The sequence below is a fragment of the Pontimicrobium sp. MEBiC01747 genome, from assembly GCF_053601635.1.
In genome coordinates this window covers 17,655-34,013 of sequence record NZ_JBSHNS010000613.1, presented here as the reverse complement: position 1 = coordinate 34,013, position 16,359 = coordinate 17,655, and the positions used below count along the sequence as shown (strand labels likewise).

Annotated in this window: 13 protein-coding genes; 9 read left to right on the top strand and 4 right to left on the bottom strand. The window is 31.0% G+C overall.

Annotated elements, in window-relative coordinates; translation table 11 throughout:
• Positions 1-159 precede the first annotated feature (159 nt).
• From ACVC2P_RS20695 to ACVC2P_RS20675, 5 genes are all read left to right on the top strand, one after another.
• Positions 160-984 carry a dolichyl-phosphate beta-glucosyltransferase gene (locus tag ACVC2P_RS20695; RefSeq protein WP_452600335.1) on the top strand — a complete coding sequence of 275 codons (825 nt, stop codon included), beginning with the start codon at positions 160-162 and terminating at the stop codon, positions 982-984.
• A 251-nt stretch (positions 985-1,235) separates the two neighbouring features.
• Positions 1,236-1,925, top strand: coding sequence for an SH3 domain-containing protein (locus ACVC2P_RS20690; RefSeq protein WP_452600334.1), 690 nt, complete (start codon positions 1,236-1,238; stop codon positions 1,923-1,925).
• Between the two features lie 185 nt (positions 1,926-2,110).
• The gene (locus tag ACVC2P_RS20685) at positions 2,111-5,119 is read left to right on the top strand and encodes a two-component regulator propeller domain-containing protein (protein ID WP_452600333.1); all 3,009 of its coding nucleotides are present in this window, start codon (positions 2,111-2,113) and stop codon (positions 5,117-5,119) included.
• Between the two features lie 9 nt (positions 5,120-5,128).
• Positions 5,129-5,878, top strand: coding sequence for a LytR/AlgR family response regulator transcription factor (locus ACVC2P_RS20680; RefSeq protein ID WP_452600332.1), 750 nt, complete (start codon positions 5,129-5,131; stop codon positions 5,876-5,878).
• 61 nt (positions 5,879-5,939) lie between these two features.
• Complete coding sequence (locus ACVC2P_RS20675; protein WP_452600331.1) at positions 5,940-7,181, top strand: DUF5018 domain-containing protein; 1,242 nt, start codon at positions 5,940-5,942, stop codon at positions 7,179-7,181.
• A gap of 26 nt (positions 7,182-7,207) precedes the next feature.
• Here the strand turns inward: ACVC2P_RS20675 and ACVC2P_RS20670 are convergent, their stop codons facing one another.
• Complete coding sequence (locus ACVC2P_RS20670) at positions 7,208-8,161, bottom strand: NAD-dependent epimerase/dehydratase family protein (RefSeq protein ID WP_452600330.1); 954 nt, start codon at positions 8,159-8,161, stop codon at positions 7,208-7,210.
• 235 nt (positions 8,162-8,396) lie between these two features.
• Here ACVC2P_RS20670 and ACVC2P_RS20665 point away from each other — a divergent pair, with 235 nt between their 5' ends.
• From ACVC2P_RS20665 to ACVC2P_RS20655, 3 genes are all read left to right on the top strand, one after another.
• Complete coding sequence (locus ACVC2P_RS20665; protein ID WP_452600329.1) at positions 8,397-8,924, top strand: hypothetical protein; 528 nt, start codon at positions 8,397-8,399, stop codon at positions 8,922-8,924.
• Positions 8,921-9,463, top strand: a complete 543-nt coding sequence (locus tag ACVC2P_RS20660; protein ID WP_452600328.1) for a nuclear transport factor 2 family protein — start codon at positions 8,921-8,923, stop codon at positions 9,461-9,463. The genes ACVC2P_RS20665 and ACVC2P_RS20660 overlap by 4 nt, the downstream gene beginning before the upstream one ends.
• Positions 9,464-9,610: 147 nt before the next feature.
• A complete protein-coding gene (locus tag ACVC2P_RS20655; protein WP_452600327.1) occupies positions 9,611-11,704 on the top strand; it encodes a M13 family metallopeptidase in 2,094 nt (697 codons plus the stop codon).
• Positions 11,705-12,307: 603 nt separating this feature from the next.
• Here the strand turns inward: ACVC2P_RS20655 and ACVC2P_RS20650 are convergent.
• Entirely contained in the window at positions 12,308-13,021 is a 714-nt protein-coding gene (locus ACVC2P_RS20650; RefSeq protein WP_452600326.1) for a hypothetical protein, read from the bottom strand.
• A 62-nt stretch (positions 13,022-13,083) separates the two neighbouring features.
• The gene (locus ACVC2P_RS20645; protein ID WP_452600325.1) at positions 13,084-15,384 is read right to left on the bottom strand and encodes a M28 family peptidase; all 2,301 of its coding nucleotides are present in this window, start codon (positions 15,382-15,384) and stop codon (positions 13,084-13,086) included.
• Between the two features lie 112 nt (positions 15,385-15,496).
• Here ACVC2P_RS20645 and ACVC2P_RS20640 point away from each other — a divergent pair, with 112 nt between their 5' ends.
• A complete protein-coding gene (locus ACVC2P_RS20640) occupies positions 15,497-15,964 on the top strand; it encodes a CBS domain-containing protein (RefSeq protein WP_452600324.1) in 468 nt (155 codons plus the stop codon).
• A 44-nt stretch (positions 15,965-16,008) separates the two neighbouring features.
• On the opposite strand, the gene ACVC2P_RS20635 is transcribed toward ACVC2P_RS20640, so the two are convergent.
• On the bottom strand, positions 16,009-16,356 hold the full coding sequence (locus tag ACVC2P_RS20635; RefSeq protein ID WP_452600323.1) for a hypothetical protein: 348 nt from the start codon (positions 16,354-16,356) through the stop codon (positions 16,009-16,011).
• Between the last annotated feature and the right edge of the window lie 3 nt (positions 16,357-16,359).

The window sequence follows — 16,359 nt, the reverse complement described above, 5'->3', positions numbered from 1 at the left end:
TTTCATTTTAATAAAGATATAACAATCTTTTGTTTCGACGAGTAGTGCCATCGAAACAAAAAACACATTCGTCTACAGAAAACTTCCAACCATCGAATTACACCAAAATAAGGCCGCTATCTCCTCTAATTTTGGGGTATAATCTTAAACAAATCTACTATGAAAACTGGAATTATTATACCATGCTACAACGAAGCAAAACGATTAAATGTTAATGCTTTTATAGAATTTATAACAACTCATGAGTCCTATCATTTATGTTTTGTAAACGATGGAAGTAAAGACGACACATTATCTGTTTTAGAAACCGTACAAAAAGAAGCACGAACTAGAGTAAGTATTGTAGATGTAAAGAAAAATGCTGGAAAAGCAGCAGCTGTACGTTCTGGTGCACGTTACTTATTTAACAGACAAGATGTAGACTATATTGGGTTTATTGATGCAGATTTATCTACCGATTTTAATGACTTTAAAAAGTTGGTAGATACTTTGCATAATAACGATAATTTATCTTTAGTATACGGTTCTAGAGGAAAAGGAGATGGGCAAATAGAACGTAATGTATTTAGAAACCTATTTTCAAAAATTGTAAAACTTATTGTGTTTTTAATTTTAGGATTACCAATAGAAGATACACAATGTGGAGCAAAAGTATTTAGACGTAGCATTATTCCTGTAGCATATAATACCGCTTTTATAACGCGATGGTTATTTGATGTAGAAATATTTATTAGACTTAAAAAGCACTTTGGAAAAGCACAAATTATGGATAGAATGTACGAGCAACCTTTAGACCGTTGGGTGCATGTAGACGATTCTAAATTAGGGGTAAAAGATGCACTACAAATACCTTATAAATTATTGAGTATATGGTTTTCATATACAGTACTTCAGGCATTTAGTAGAGGGATAGAAGCAGGAAAAGTAATTGCTTTAGATAAAATAAATACATCTCCTTTATATGAAATTAAAACCGCAGCATAATATAAAACAGACTGATTATTGTTTTTTTGATAGTTGATATCATAGTTTTTAATAGCAAAGCCTTTCAATGTATTTTGAAAGGCTTTTTTGTGCTCTAGCAACTAGAATTCGTAGTTGTTTTACTAGCAAGTATAACTATTAAAACGAATTCTAGTTTAGCAACTACGAATTCTAGAAGCGCTAATATTTAAGAGTATTCCCCCAGTACCTTTGGAGTATAAATAAAAACAAACCCATTAAAACAAAATATTATGAACACTTTAAAAAACACATTCGCAGCCTTAATTTTAGTAGTAACAGCAAACGTATTTGCACAAACTCCAGAAGTAGAATTCGACACCTATACAGAGTCTAAACAAAATGCATCAAAATACCTTTTAGCAAACGATGTAGCTATGAGAGATTGCCCATCTACTTTTTGCGAAAAACTAACAACAATTAGAATTGGAACTAACGTAAGATTATTAGAAAAAACAGAAGAGTCACAAGAATTAAACGGTATAACAAGCAGATGGTACAAAGTAAAACTAGGACCACAAGAAGGATGGATCTGGGGCGGTTTAATTTCGCAAAAAACATTTGTAAGTCAAGCTAATGCCGAAGTAAGATTTGTATTTGGAGAAGCAGGTTATAACAGCGACGATGAAAAGCAATACCAATTAAGAGCTGTTAAAAATGGAGTGGAATTAGATAAAATGATAATCGCTTCAGATGTATTACACTATGCTAATGTACAAAACATAGGTAACGAAGGTATAGAAGGCGTAGACGATATTATAGTATTAAATACCATTACAGACAGTTGCGAAGTACCAAGCGAATCGTTATATGTTGTTTGGAAAGACAATAAACTACAAAAAACAGAAAATTTAATAGCAACTGCCGAAACCTTATCTACCGAAGATTGCTGCTACTTATTTTATTCAGAAGCTAAAGAGTAATCACGCTATTTAATCAATGAGTTACACTGCGCTTTTTAAGCGTAGTGTTTCTCGCTTTAAAAGAATACAATAACTGAAACATTAGTTTAGTTATATTTGTTTTAAGCTGAAGAATAAATTTCTTGTATTAGTAACCTAATTAAATTATAATTCTATTGAATCGTTTTTATTTCCTCTTTATTTTTTTGTGCTTCGGAATAGTCTCTACGTCTTGTTTTGGCCAGAACAAGCAACTTAGAGCATATACTATAGAAGATGGTTTGCCGCAATCTCAAGTATTCGATATTGCTCAAGACGATATGGGCTATTTATGGTTAGGAACACAAGGTGGTGGGTTGTGTAATTTTGATGGACAAACATTTCAAGTTTGGAAAGAAAAAGATGGGTTATTATCCAACTACATCCATGCATTATATGTTTTAGAAGATGCTATATACATTGGAAGCAGACGAGGCCTTTCAATAAAAAGAAAAGATGTATTTGTAAATATTGAAGCACCTCAAGTAAACAAAATATATAATTTTAAACGAGAAAAATATATAGCAACTGTTGAAGGATTATATCACCTTTTAGATAATAATAGTCTTCAAAAAATTAATATAAACCCAATACTAAACCAAAGTAAAATTAAGGCCATTATTTATTACAATGATTTTTATTGGATGGCAACAGACAAAGGCTTCTGGAAATTAAGCGAGTTAAATAATAAAGCCGAAACTATAGAACGCTTAGAGTTTAATGATTTTACTGCGGTTACCGCATATAAAGACCGTATTTATGCTGCTACTTTTGATGATGGTACTTTTATTTATAACGTAGACAATTTAAAACGTCCTATTTTAATGCGTGAACCATTAAATATTAATGAGATGGCTATTCTTAATGAAGATGAATTATGGATCTCAACTCATAACGATGGTATATCTATAATAGACACAAAAACAAATACAGAAAAAGCATTTATTAATACAAAAACAGGATTAGCTGTACCGCATATTAGAAAAGTAATTACCGATAAACAATCTAACATTTGGATAGCAACTTCGGGTTGGGGATTGTATAAATACTTCCAAAATAACTTTCAGCATTTTAATAGAAACAATGGTTTAAAGGGAAATCGAGTCTATGCAGTACATAAAGCAAAGCGTGCACTTTGGCTCTCTAATTCCGAAAAAGGTTTGGTGAAAATAGATACTTCTGGAATAGAGCAGATACCTGGATATAAAACCTTTTCTAATGTAAAAATTAAAACGATTGCAAGCGATGCTAGAGGAAATATCTGGGCAGGATCTGATGGTAGAGGATTGCTTTACAGAGAAACAAAAACAGTAGATAGTATTGCTATAGACTCTAGCGATGTGTTTAATGTAAAAGAAGAACGCTTCACTAAAACTGTAATAAAAAACCATATTTTAAATTCCGAAACAGGCTTTCCACACAACTGGATTAGAAAAATAGTAGTGGAAGATAAAAATACATGGGTGGCTAGTTATTCTGGCGGAATTACAAAGTTTAGTTACAATGCTGCAAACGAAAAACTAAATATTAAAAAAACATTTGGAAGCAAAGAAGGAATTAAAGATTTATACATAACAACAATGGTTAAAGATAACCAAGGACGATTATGGTACGCCACTCAAAGTGGCGATTTAGGTTATATTAAAAATGGAAAAGTAACACATTTTGAAGCTGTTTTAAATAGAAAAATATCGATAGGAGTCTTACTATTTCAAAATGATAAATTATTTATAGGAACAGCTGGGAGAGGTATATGGTGGACAACTCTTAATGCTAAAGGCGTAAGCGATTTTAAAAAGCTAAATGGAGAGAAAAAAGTTTATTCAGGAAATATATACCAACTTATCTTCGATAATCAAGGCTATTTATGGGCGGGAACCGAAAGTGGTGTAGATAAAATAACACTAAATCAAGAAAACACTATTGTAGATGTTGTTCATTTTGGAAGGAACGATGGATTTTTAGGAATTGAGACCTGTTTAAATGCTGTAGAAAAAGACGAGCAAGGTAATTTATGGTTTGGTGCTGTTTATGGTTTAACACAATATAAGCCAAGTGATATAAGTAAAGAAAGCTTAAAGCCTAAAGTTTACTTTAAAGACTTGCAAGTAAATTTTAAAACAGTAGATTCTATAGCTATAAAGCAATGGATAGATAATAATACCGTTTTGCAATTAACCCCAAAGCAAACTCAAATAGGCTTTAGTTATAAAACTGTAGATTTAGATCATCCAACCGAAATCCAATACCGTACAAAATTAGATGCCCAAGAATGGAGCCCTTGGACAACTAATAATACGCAAAGTCTAAGAGGGTTGGAATATGGTGCGCATACATTTAAAGTACAATCCAGAAATAACCGTTGGCAAAATAGCGAGCCAATAGCTTTCGCATTTTATATGGATAGTCCATTACATAAAAAGGCATGGTTTCGGTGGACACTTATTGCTGTAATATTAGCCCTTTTAGCACTATTTACTTGGCGCTATATTAAGCGTTTAAAACGTGAAAACGAAGCAGAACAAAAACGCCTAAAGCTAGAAAACCATTTGTTGTCTTTAGAGCAAAAAGCATTACGCTTGCAAATGAATCCGCATTTTATATTTAATGTCCTTAATGGTATTAAAGCTATGGCGATAACAAAGCCAGATAAAATGAATAATACCATTAATAATTTTGCAACATTATTACGTGAAACGTTAATTAATTCTAGAAAAGAAACGATTACTCTAGAGCAAGAAATAAAGACACTGCGTCATTATATTGAAGTAGAGAAACTAATGGCAGAAAAATCATTTAAACATACTATTACTTTAAATTGTGATTTAGACCCAGAAGAAATTTTAGTGCCTCCAATGTTAATTCAACCTTTTGTAGAAAATGCGATTAGGCATGGTATTTTAAAAGGGCAAAAAGAAGGGCAATTGGATATCACTTTTAAAACAACAGAAACACATTTATACTGTACCATAAAAGATAATGGGATTGGTATTTTTACATCTCAAGAAGCAAAACCTAAAACAGATCATCAATCTATGGCACTTAAAGTAACAAGAGAACGATTGGAATCGATTTCGGGAGTAAATGCATTACAGATTTCAGAAATTAAAAACAATAATGGCATTGTAGAAGGCACAAATATTACCTTTAAAATTCCATTAGAAACAGATTATTAAAAACAAATTATGCTAACAGCAATTATAGTAGAAGATTTAGAAGATGCTATGGCACTTCTAAAAAATGACTTAGAAACTAAGCATCCAGAAATTAAAATTATAGATACAGCAAGAAGTGTAGTAGAAGCCGCAAAAGCATTACGAAAAGCACAGCCAGATATTCTGTTTTTAGATATTATGTTAGGCGATGGTACTGGATTTGATGTGCTAGAGATTTTTCCAGAATTAAAATCGAAAATCATTTTCGTCACAGCAAGTGATGAGTATGCTATAAAAGCATTTAAGTTTGCAGCCATAGATTATGTGCTAAAACCCTATTCTAACGAAGAGTTAGAGCAAGCTATAACAAGAGCAAAAGCACAAATAAAACCTAATAAAGAACGACTAGATATTTTAAAGGAAACATTATCTGCGCCAGAAAAAAAACCTAATAAAATATCGTTACACACACTAGATAAAATTATTATTGTAAACCTAGACGATATCGTACGTTGCGAGTCGGATAGTAATAATACAGTGTTTCACCTTCAAGATGGTAGAAAAGTATTTGTAACTAAAACCCTTAAGTATTTTGCAGATATGTTAAAGCCTTACGAATTTTTACGTATTCACCAAAGTCATTTAGTAAACCTACAATGTATAAGTGCATTTATAAAAACCGATGGCGGCTATTTAATGCTTAAAAATGGTGAGAATGTACCCGTTTCTGTTCGTAAAAAAGCTGAGGTTATCGAGATTTTAGATACCATGCATCGTTAACAAAACGATAATAGTTTTAGAATACATTATTTATATTTGTGCTCTTAATCAATAATTAATTATGAAATTTAAAACCTTAATACTACTTTTTGTTAGCTTAATATTTATTAATTGTTCAAAAGACGACGACTCGCAAGAAGCAAAGTTGAGTTCTGAAAATAAAATTATATCATTCACTATAAAGCCTAATGATATTAATTATGCAGGGGTAATTAACGAACAAAATAAAACTATTGAAATAGAAACAGTGGGATTAGAAGTAAATAGTAACATTGTTCCACAAATAGTATTTTCGGCTAAAGCAACAATTTCTCCAGATCCAACATCAATACAAGATTTTAGTCAGCCAGTTATATATACAGTTACAGCCGAAAATGGAGATGAGGCAGTTTACACTGTAACTACCAATAATACTGAGATTGCTGTGCCTTCTAACGAAAAAAAGATTTTAAGTTTTCAACTTAGTAATAATGGAAATACTTTTGATGGTGTTATAAATCATGATGCTTTAACAATAGATATAGAGGTTTATGGAGATACGGCACAACTTTTAGTTCCTACCATTACAGTTTCGGAAAATGCTACATTTTCGCCAGGAGTAGATGATGCTCAAAACTATTTAGAAGACGTTGAATATACTGTAACGGCAGAAGATGGAACGTCTAATATATATACTGTTAGGACAAAGGTATTACTTATAACTACCGTAAACAGTGTAAGTTCTACAAGTGATTTTTCTACTGCTTACTACAGTAATGCTAAACCTTATGTTAGAACTCAAAATGTTGATTTAACACTTCCAAACTCAAAAATTATTTTGGCTAATGCTACAAACAGCTATGAATTAAGTTACAGCAATTATAGTTTTACCACTTTTGAAGATGATATATTCACAAATTTTCAAATAGAATTCCCTAATAATATTGTTACTGCTAGTGATTATACTTTAAAATATGTAGTAGACGATGTTATAAAAACAGAAACGATTGAATTAATTGATGTGCTTGCCGAAAACGTTCCTGTAATTACATCTTCAAACCAATCAAGCTATAATTTTGGCGACACACTAATTTTAACAGGAACTAATCTAGTTCCAGGAATTAGAATAGCAGCTCATAATGGCTCTATTTATGCTTATAATGAGTCTTCATCTTCACCAGTAAGTGTGAATTCTGAAGGCACAATGCTAACATTTCAAATGAATGTAAATAGTGGGATGTTTCCTTCAGGAACATATCAAACACCAATATTTATTAATTATAATGGAAGATACGGAGATTCTATTACAGTAGAGTTTGATTAAGTTTGAAGTATTAGTAAGAAAGATAATTACTTATTATACTTTTTACCCAACTGCTCTAACATTTCTTTAGTAATAGCATCTAAGTCGTAATCATGTTGCCAGTTCCAATCTTGTCTAGCTTCGCTATCATCTATACTTTGCGGCCAAGAATTAGCAATGTCTTGTCTAAAATCGGGTTTGTAAGTAATTTTAAAATCAGGAATGTATTTTTGTATAGAAGCAGCAATTTCTTTTGGCGTAAAAGTAATACCAGCTAGGTTGTAAGACGATCGTATTTTAATAGCATTATCGTCTGCGGCCATAATATCTACAGTTGCCTTAATAGCATCATCCATAAATAACATAGGTAAAGCAGTATCTTCAGATAAAAAACACTCATAAGATTTATGTTTTACCGCTTCATGGTAAATTTCAACAGCATAATCTGTAGTACCACCACCTGGCATGGTTTTCCAGCTAATAATACCAGGATAACGAATACCTCTAACATCTACCCCATATTTTTGATTGTAATACTCGCACCAGCGTTCTCCAACTTGCTTAGTAATACCATAAACAGTAGTAGGCTCCATAGTAGTATATTGTGGAGTATTTACTTTTGGAGTAGATGGACCAAAAACAGCAATACTAGAGGGCCAATATACTTTTTTAATAATATTAGCCTTAGCTAGATTTAAAACATGAAACAAAGAACTTGTGTTTAAATCCCATGCTTTCATAGGGTATTTTTCTCCTGTGGCACTAAGCATAGCAGCCATTAGGTATACTGTATCTATATTATACTTTTCAACACATACTTTAACCGATGCGTAATCCATGGCATCAATAATTTCAAAAAGACCAGAATTAACAACATCTAGGTTGTTATAGCTAATATCACTAGCAATAACATTATCGTTTCCATGTATCTCTCTAAGTTTAAAAGTGAGTTCAGACCCAATTTGACCACAAGCTCCAATAATTAAAATTCTTGATGACATATTTTAAGCATAAATTAGATAATGCGTAAAAATAATAAGATTTTAATCATAATATCGTAATTTTTAGGTAAAAATCGACTCATAAATTTTATATAATTTATCGTAACGAACGTATTGAATGCAATATATTTGTAATTCAAAGAGTTAAATCATGTATAAAATAAAAAGATTTAATTTTAATATTATCAAAATAATTATTTTGTATGTTTTGGCCGAAAAAAAGAATAATAAATAAATGAAATTTTTAAGTGTACTGTTACTACTAGCTTGTTTAGTATCCTGTAAAAAAACACAAGATACAACAGAAGGGACTGTTAAGGAAACAAAGCTAAAAGACACTACTTTGGTGTCTAAAAAAGACATAGCTAAAATTCAATTTTTAGATTATGGTGTAGATGCTAAAGCTAAAAACACACTAGATTCTTGGCTAGCATATAATACTATCGCAACTGCCATTGCAGCAGTTAATAATGGAGATTTTGGTTTTTTTATAGATGATAAGGCTGTGTTTGAAACAACAGTAGAGGATTTAGAAACAACTATACCAGAAAATATAGACACTGCAGCTGTTCGTGCTAGGGTATTAGTTTTAAAAACAAAATTATATAAGTTAGAAGAAGCTACAAGGTTATCTACAACTACAAAAAAGGAACATTTATTAGTTATAAAAGAAGTATTTCAGGCCTTTTCCTATGTTACATTATTAATTAATAAAAAATTCGAAAAAGAAGCTCAAAACATCATAAAACCAGAAATAGAATGAAAGCATTTTTAACCTTCCTATTTGTATGTTCTGTAACCTACAGTTTTAGTCAAGAAACACCAAAGTTAGATAATGGAAGAACACCAGTAGTTGCAAAAGTAGATTTAAAAAAAGACATTAATAAGACATTAGATGCTTGGCATAAAGCAGCCGGCAATGCTGATTTTGATGCTTATTTTAACTTAATGACCAAAGATGGTGTGTTTATAGGCACGGATGCTACCGAAAATTGGCAACTTAAAGCTTTTAAAGCTTTTTCTAAACCTTATTTCGATAAAGGAAAAGCATGGAGCTTTACAGCTGTAGAACGTAACATTTACATTTATGAAGATCAAAAACTAGCATGGTTTGATGAGTTATTAGATACACAAATGAAATTATGTAGAGGTTCTGGTATAATGAAATTAGAAAATAATGAGTGGAAAGTAGCACACTATGTACTCTCAATTGCTATCCCTAATGAAAACGTAAAGGATGTTATAGAACTAAAGAAAACATTTGACGATAAGCTAACCAAAACTCTAAAAGCAAGAAATTAAATTTTTTACAATTTTTTATACATAGCAAAACGTGTTCATTACTTTGAATGCGTTTTTTGTTAAAAAAAATTATGAAAATGTTAATTTATTTACTACTTAAAAATATCTAAGTAAATTGTACAATTAAAAACTAATCAAAAAGTTAAAATGAAAAAACTATCAATCATAGGTACTTTTGCTTTATTAAGCATTGTAGCTTGTAAAGAAGATGCAAAACAAGAAGACACTGCACAAGCAAAAGTTGAAGTAGAAAAAGTACCTGGTATTAATTTAGATTTTATGGATACATCTGTAAAACCTAATGAAGACTTTTTTAAACATGTTAATGGTAAATGGCTAGAAACTAACGAGATTCCAGACGATAGAACCTCGTGGGGAAGTTTTGCAGAGTTGCGTAAAAAAACTGATGAGGATGCTTTGTCTATTTTAAAAGCAGCAATGTCTGATAATAAAGACTTAGAAAGTATTAAAGTTTTACCAGGATCAGACCAAGAAAAAGCAGTACAATTATTTCAAACAATAATGGATACTGTTGGAAGAAATAAACAAGGATTAGACCCAGTAAGACCATATTTAGCTAAAATTGAAGCTATAAATAACATTGACGATTTACAAAACTTTTTAATAGAAATGGAGCCAACAGGAGGTGCAGGTTTCTTTGGTTTTGGAGTAGGATCGGACCCTAAAGACAGTAACAGAAATGTAGCTTATTTAGGAACAGGAGGTTTAGGATTGCCAGATAGAGATTACTATGTAAAAGACGATGCCGATTCTAAAGAAAAAAGAGAAAAGTATGTGGCGCATATTACTAGAATGCTACAATATTTAGGAGACACAGAAGCAGATGCTAAAGCACAAGCAGAGCAAATTTTAGCGTTCGAGACTAGATTAGCAGAACCTAAAATGGATAAAGTAGATCGTCGTGATGCACGTAAGCGTTATAACCCAAGATCTATAGAAGACTTACAAAAAATGGTTCCAGCAGTAAACTGGAAAAATTACTTTACAGGAATTGGTGTAAAACAATTAGATACAGTAATAGTTAGCGAAATTAAATATTTTGATGCTCTACAAGATATATTAGCAGAGAACAATGTTTCTGATTGGAAATCATATTTACGTTGGTCTACATTAAATAATGCAGCAGGGTTATTATCTACAGAGTTAAATAAAGCAAACTGGGATTTTTACAGTAAAGAATTAAGTGGTGCTAAAAAACAACGTGCTTTAGAAGAGCGTGCCTTACAAACATTAAACGGAACTATTGGTGAAGCATTAGGAAAGTTATATGTAGATAAAAAGTTTCCACCAGAAGCAAAAGTGAAAGCAGAAAAAATGATTAAAAATGTCATTTTAGCATTCGAGCACAGAATTAATAAGCTAGAATGGATGAGCGAAGACACTAAAAAGAAAGCAATTGAGAAATTAAGAGCTACTAAAGTGAAAATTGCCTATCCAGACCAATGGAAAGATTATTCTGCACTAGACATAAAAGGTGTTGAAGAAGGCGGAACATATCTTCAAAATATGCTAAACGCAAGAGCATGGAATTTTAAAGACGATTTAGAAAAATTAGGTAAACCAGTTGATAAAAGCGAATGGTTTATGGCACCACAAGTGGTAAATGCTTATTTTAATCCAGCTTACAACGAAATAGTATTTCCGGCAGCAATTTTACAACCACCATTTTATAATTACACAGCAGATGATGCTGTTAATTATGGAGGTATTGGAGCCGTAATAGGTCATGAAATCTCTCATAGTTTTGATGATTCTGGTGCGCGTTATGATAAAGATGGAAACTTAAATAACTGGTGGACAGACGAAGATTTAAAACAATTTGAAGGGTTAGGTAAAGCATTAGCAGATCAATACAGTGCTATAGAAGTGTTACCAGGTGTAAATATAAATGGAGAGTTTACTTTAGGAGAAAATATTGGAGATTTAGGAGGTGTACTTGCTGCTTATGATGCTTTACAAATGAGTTTAGAAGGTAAGGAAGTAGAAAAAATAGATGGGTATACACCAGAGCAACGTTTCTTTATGAGTTGGGCAACCGTTTGGAGAACAAAAATGCGTGATGATGCATTAAAAACACGAATTAAAACAGATCCGCACTCACCAGGAATGAATAGAGCTGTACAACCATTATTAAACGTTGATGCTTTCTATGAAGCTTTCGATATTAAAGAAGGAGATAAAATGTATATAGCACCAGAAAAGCGTGTGAGAATTTGGTAATAATACCAAGTTTAAAATAACAAAAAATGCAACTCTATTTAGGGTTGCATTTTTTGTTACGGTGTTTTTTTAAAGTAAATGCTATGGTTATTTAACAAATAAAAAAATAAATAACAAACTAGCTAGAATCATTGATACTGCAAAAACAAAGAGGTCTATGTACAGTTGACGTTTAACTTTCTTTTGTATTTGTTGTTTAATTTTGTTTAGCTGTTCTGGAGGACAGATTTAAAATGAGTTTCTTTTTTATTATTCTGCAAAATGTATGTGTTCTTCCAAATTTTAGATTCTCTGCGATCTAATTTTTTTCTTCGCAATTCTTTAAACCTTAGGTTATGTCCACTTAGCCTGCCATACGTTCCATCTACACTCATAATTTATTATAGTTTTATATACCAAAAGTTTCTGCGTATTTTATTTTACATCTATGCTATTTTCGAGCAATTATTAACAATATGCTTTTTCAATGTTTGATTTATTAGTAACAATAGGACGTTAAATAATAGTTAGCTGTTACAAATTTTACCTAAATAAGATAATTAAAATCAAAAAAGCAGTAATTAGAACCTTCTAATTACTGCTTTTAAATATGTTTTTTCTTATTTAATTCTTTGGAGTTGCTGTATCGGTCTCTGGTTTTGCTTTTAAAGATAATATTGCTTTTTTACTTACGTACGCCAAGTTAAAGTTAGGCGCTTGTTTTATGGCTTCGTCTAGCATTAAAACAGCAGTGTCTATGTTTGCTTTTTTATCCTCATTAAACTTAATTAATGCTCTTAAATAAGTAAAGGCAGCTTTTAAAGGTACTTGATAAGGCTGTTGTGTTTCGTAGTATGTTTTTAACATGTCGTCTTTTGAGTTGTTAACACCAAAAGCACTATGTTTTCTAGCTTCTACTAGATTGCCTAGTTGTAAATTTAATTCAGCTAATTCGTATGCAATATTAGGACTTGGGTTTATTTTAAAGAGCGCCTCAAAGTGTGGTATTGCTAATTTAGCTTCTCCTAAAGACTTTAATGAAACTGCCTTGATTTCCTTGGCTAAATTAGAGTCTGTTGCATTGGGTTCGTAGCCTATAGTATTAATGGCTTGTATGTGTTTTCCTTCGTTTAAGTAAACATAAGCTAAAGTATCTTTTCTAGCTTGAGAAGGCGCAATAACATTTAAGTGTGTTAACGCATTAATAACACCTTGGGCATCACCTTGTGTTTTCATTTGTTTATAATAGGCTTCGTAATGCTTAGTTAATTCAGATTTATTTTGTGCAGTTACAAAATAGCAACTTGTTAAAAGCGCTAATACTAATAGTCGTTTCATTTGTTTTGTGTTTATGGTTTGCCAAAATAAAAAAAATATAGACTTAAACTCTTAAAACAATGCTAATTAATGTTAATAGACTGTTTTGTAATAATTGCATCGTTTAAAACAAACGGTTTTGGTATCATGTTTTCTTCCCGTTTTGGTATAGTGAATAAATTATTCTCTAGTAAATCGAAAGTAGCTTCATGTAGCTGTAATGATGTTTTTTGTGCAGCAGGAACACTAATGAATAGATCTAATGGTTCGTTATTTACAACATAATAGCTAAATAATCTATTATGCTCTCGTGTTTCGAAAACAAAATTAGAGTCTTTTGCTCTATAGGCTTTTACACCATTAATTTTAAAAGAATGAAAGACGTTTGTGGAATCTGAAAAGATTTCCATACGTTGAACCGCTCTTGTGGGCATTATACAGATATTAAAATACCTTTTGTTTCCTATAATAGTATCGTTAGAAATTTCAATTTTTGGTTTAGAAATAGTTTTTATAGGCGCTTTTGTTGCATAGGTAAATCCAGAAGCATACTTACTATTAAATATATTTTTATTTAAGTAAGAAGCTTCTTTTGGTGTATTTCCAATAAAGTTTTTAGTCCAAGTATCCAAAGTAGTATCGTAAGTTGCCCAAAGTGCTGTATTATCATCGTTATTTAAGATGTAAACTAAACTATTAGGTTTTGGTGTGTTTGCTGTAAATTTAGAGTTAAAATGTGCTTTAAAAAAGAAAAAGATTCCAAATAAAAAGAATAGGTAACTCCATCGTTTTTTATGTTTAAAAAAACCAAAAACGGGTAGTGTAAGTCCAAAAATTAAAACAACAAAAATTGCACTTACAAAAAGAATTTTTAATCCTAAACCTACAGGAAACATTTTAATGAGTGGTGTTATTATAAACAACACAGGAATACAAAGTAAGGTTAATAATATAATACTAGGTTTTTGTTGTTTTAGTAGCACAAAAAAGGCTAACAAAGCAAAAATTACAGGAATAATAAAAAAACTAGCACCTTTTAAATTAAAAGCTACCAGAGTGCAAATAATAAGCCATAATGTTATGGGAGCAACTAATAAACTTGCTGTGTTAAAAGGCTTGTATACTTTATGATAACAATAAAATATAATACCGAGACTTAATAATACAAAACACCATATATAACTGTGACCATTGTATGTAAAGCCATGTAGTAGCTCTTTGTAACCTGGGTATATAATATTAATTAATTTCCAGCTTAAAAAAACAAATAAGCCACAGCTTGTTAAAGTAGTTATAAATACATAAAAACCTTTAGAGACTTCTTGCCTTTTTAGTCTTTTATTTTTGAAACCATATATTAATAAGCCAATAAATGCAATAATAGTTAATACTAACATTGGAAAAATCCAATTGAAAGGATAAATTACTGTTCCAAAATAAGGAGCATTGAAATAGATATAATCTTCGGTACTTTTTAAGTTATTTAAATTTGCATCTGCAAAATAATGAAGCAAAGGCATTAAATACGAGCCTTGATGTTCTAGAGTGTTTCTATCTAAACGATCGTATGTGTCTAATGCTGTATGGTAATCGAAATGATCGTCTATAAAAGCAAAATTAAAACCATTAACATTTCCATCTTTTCTAAATACTGTTAAATCGGTATCATTAGGTAGCATTTTGTATATACTATAAGCTAAGGAGTTTGCTACTGGGTATTTAGGGTTTGCTTTAACAAAAGCTTTCATTAAATTAGCGTTGCCATTATTAGTCTCAATAAGCATATAACTTGGGCCACCGCTACCTCTAGCTTCAAAGTTAAGAACTAAACCAACATCTTTAGCCCATTCGTGTTGATTTACAAATAAATCGGCACCATTTAATCCTAGTTCTTCAGCATCAGAAATAAGTATAATAATATCATTTTTTGGTGTTTTTCCTTCTGCTAAATAAGCTCTAAGGCCTTCTAAAATGGTTACAACACCAGATCCAGCATCGCTTGCGCCTAATGAAGAGTGTGGATTACTATCATAGTGTGTTAATAGCATTAGTGCTTTGCCTTTTGTACTTCCTTTAATTCTAGCTAAAATGTTTTTTGCTTTAGTAAGGTTTCCCCATTGGCTTATAGTGTAACCTTCTTGTATTTGTGTTTTTAATCCTAGATTTTGTAATTGCTGTTCTATATAATTTCTTACATTTTTATGTTCAGCATTACCAACAAAATGAGGTGCTTTAGAAATTTCTGACAAATGTGTTAATGCACGAGCTGTAGAAAATTGTGTTTTACTAGTATTTATAGAAGAAATATGATCTGGTAAAAGCGCATCAAAACTTACATAAACAGAAAATATAATTAGTAATAATGCTATGCTTTTTTTAAACATTAGTTTGAGGTTTTATGGGAGTTATAAAAATAAGAAATTATTGATAGTTATTTGTGTTTAGGTTAAGTGTTTAAAAATGAGTAACTTTAGTTTTAAACTAAAAAAAGATATTATGGGTATTAAAAGTTTTCAAGGGGCAAGAAAAGGACAAGAGCAAAAAGCAGATAGTTCGCCTTTAAAAGTTAGTGATTATATGTCTAGAGATTTAATAACATTTAACCCAAATCAATCTGTAGAAGAGGTAATTAATATGCTAATAAAACATCGTATTTCTGGCGGACCGGTTGTTAATGATAAAAATGAATTGGTAGGTATAATCTCTGAAGGCGATTGTATAAAACAGATAAGCGAAAGCCGTTATTACAATATGCCAATGGAGCAAAATACAATTGAAAAGCATATGGTTAAAGATGTAGAAACCATAGATGGTAATTTAGATGTTTTTGATGCTGCTAATAAATTTTTAAAATCTAAACGTCGCCGATTTCCTATTGTAGAGAATGGAAAATTGGTTGGACAAATAAGTCAAAAAGATATTTTAAAAGCTGCTATGGAGTTAAAGGGACAAAATTGGAAATGATTTACAAGGTTTAATGTGTTTACAGTAAATCTGCTATGGCTGTGTTATGTTCTTTTTACTAAGGCATAAAAATCATCTTCTAAAGGGAGATAGCCTTGATCGTATACAAAATAATATATTTTACCAGCTTTAGTTGTATAAGTACTTGTAAAGTAATTAAAATCGAAACCGTGCTCTATTAATCTAGATTTAGTGGTTTTTGTTTTTTGGTTAGGGTTTAAAACTTCTAATATGCGCCAATTTTTACGGAGTCTATTGTTAATGTTTCTAATAAGGTTTTTACCATCTTTATTTAATTTGTTATTATGCGAGTTTCTGCAGTAGTCACTGCAAAACTTTTTATCTATTCTGCCTGCAATTTTCTCACCACATTCTGGGCATTTTCTTTCCATAGT

Bases quoted from the DNA above. Each gene is read 5' to 3' on its own strand.
- ACVC2P_RS20650 (WP_452600326.1), bottom strand. From the start codon at position 13,021: ATGAAACGACTATTAGTATTAGCGCTTTTAACAAGTTGCTATTTTGTA.
- ACVC2P_RS20640 (WP_452600324.1), top strand. From the start codon at position 15,497: ATGGGTATTAAAAGTTTTCAAGGGGCAAGAAAAGGACAAGAGCAAAAA.
- ACVC2P_RS20645 (WP_452600325.1), bottom strand. From the start codon at position 15,384: ATGTTTAAAAAAAGCATAGCATTATTACTAATTATATTTTCTGTTTAT.
- ACVC2P_RS20660 (WP_452600328.1), top strand. From the start codon at position 8,921: ATGAAAGCATTTTTAACCTTCCTATTTGTATGTTCTGTAACCTACAGT.
- ACVC2P_RS20635 (WP_452600323.1), bottom strand. From the start codon at position 16,356: ATGGAAAGAAAATGCCCAGAATGTGGTGAGAAAATTGCAGGCAGAATA.
- ACVC2P_RS20680 (WP_452600332.1), top strand. From the start codon at position 5,129: ATGCTAACAGCAATTATAGTAGAAGATTTAGAAGATGCTATGGCACTT.
- ACVC2P_RS20665 (WP_452600329.1), top strand. From the start codon at position 8,397: ATGAAATTTTTAAGTGTACTGTTACTACTAGCTTGTTTAGTATCCTGT.
- ACVC2P_RS20690 (WP_452600334.1), top strand. From the start codon at position 1,236: ATGAACACTTTAAAAAACACATTCGCAGCCTTAATTTTAGTAGTAACA.
- ACVC2P_RS20655 (WP_452600327.1), top strand. From the start codon at position 9,611: ATGAAAAAACTATCAATCATAGGTACTTTTGCTTTATTAAGCATTGTA.
- ACVC2P_RS20675 (WP_452600331.1), top strand. From the start codon at position 5,940: ATGAAATTTAAAACCTTAATACTACTTTTTGTTAGCTTAATATTTATT.
- ACVC2P_RS20670 (WP_452600330.1), bottom strand. From the start codon at position 8,161: ATGTCATCAAGAATTTTAATTATTGGAGCTTGTGGTCAAATTGGGTCT.
- ACVC2P_RS20695 (WP_452600335.1), top strand. From the start codon at position 160: ATGAAAACTGGAATTATTATACCATGCTACAACGAAGCAAAACGATTA.